The 1,069-nt window shown below is 68.7% G+C and carries 1 protein-coding gene and 1 riboswitch; the gene reads right to left on the reverse strand.

Features of this window, described 5'->3' with window-relative positions; translation table 11 throughout:
* The coding region (locus tag J0670_RS38560; RefSeq protein ID WP_307806881.1) for an ATP-binding cassette domain-containing protein at positions 1–432 on the reverse strand (432 nt) is incomplete at its 3' end.
* Between the two features lie 168 nt (positions 433–600).
* Positions 601–778: riboswitch (M-box (ykoK) riboswitch) on the forward strand.
* Positions 779–1,069: the final 291 nt, after the last annotated feature.

The following is a 1,069-nucleotide window of genomic DNA, read 5'->3' on the forward strand; positions in this document are numbered from 1 at the left end:
CTCCCCGATGCCGAGCTCCTCCAGCGCGGCCAGGGCCTCCCGGCGGGCGGTCCGGCCCGGGACGCCGTCGAGTTCGCGCGGCAGGGCGATGTTCTCGGCGGCGGTGAGCGCCGGGATCAGGTTGTAGTCCTGGAAGACGTAGCCGACGGAGCGCCGCCGCAGGTCGGCGAGCCGGCCGCGGCTGAGGCCGCCGAGCGCGACGCCCTCGACCAGCACCTCGCCCTCGCTGGGCAGGTCCAGCCCGCCCGCCAGGGTCAGCAGGGTGGACTTCCCGGAGCCGGAGGGCCCCATCACGGCGACGAACTCGCCCGGGTGGACGGCCAGGTCGATCCCGCGCAAGGCGTGCACTTCGGCGGCGCCGCGGCCGTGCACCCGGGAGACCTTGGTCAACTGCAGGACCGCTGCGGTCCGGCGCGGATCGGTGTGGAACACACTTCCCCCTCGTGAGCTGTTCAGCTGCATATGTCGGTGAACTATATATGCCGCACGGGAGCGCACAAGGCGGTCCGGGTTTGGTCAAGCTTCTACAAAGCTGTCGAAGATGGGCCGAAAAGGTGACTCCGCCCGGCCGTGGCGGGTCTATGCTTTTTGAGGTTTGAAAAGGCACCTCGTTCGGTGAGGCGTCTTCACGGACACAGGCCACTGATCCGACGACGTCGAGAGACGCCCAGGGTTAGGACAGATCCTCCCGACTTAAGGGTTGATCCGAAGTGGCTTCCGGCCCACGGGGGTTGGACACGCCGTGGAGTGCCAAAGCTCTGACGAGTTGGGGTGTGCCGACCCCGTGGGGCGGTGTGCTCCTTGCCGTGTCGTGATGCGGCGCACAGACGGTGCGCCCCCGGCCGGGAGGAGGCGAGAAACATGGACTGCAGTAGTCCGGGCCACAGTTGCCCCTACCCCCGCATGCTCTCGAACACCTCCGGCACGCGGTAACAACCTTCCCTGCGCGTTCACCCGGCGCTTCGTCCTGCGCTCAACCATGCCTCGACGCAAGCCGCCTGACGCATCGTCATGCCCGTACGGCCGCCGCCGCTCAGCGTCGCCGTGCGGAGTGGATGCCATGCGCCCG

Origin of the sequence: Streptomyces sp. FH025 (assembly GCF_017427025.1) — a bacterium.
GTDB lineage: Bacteria > Actinomycetota > Actinomycetes > Streptomycetales > Streptomycetaceae > Kitasatospora.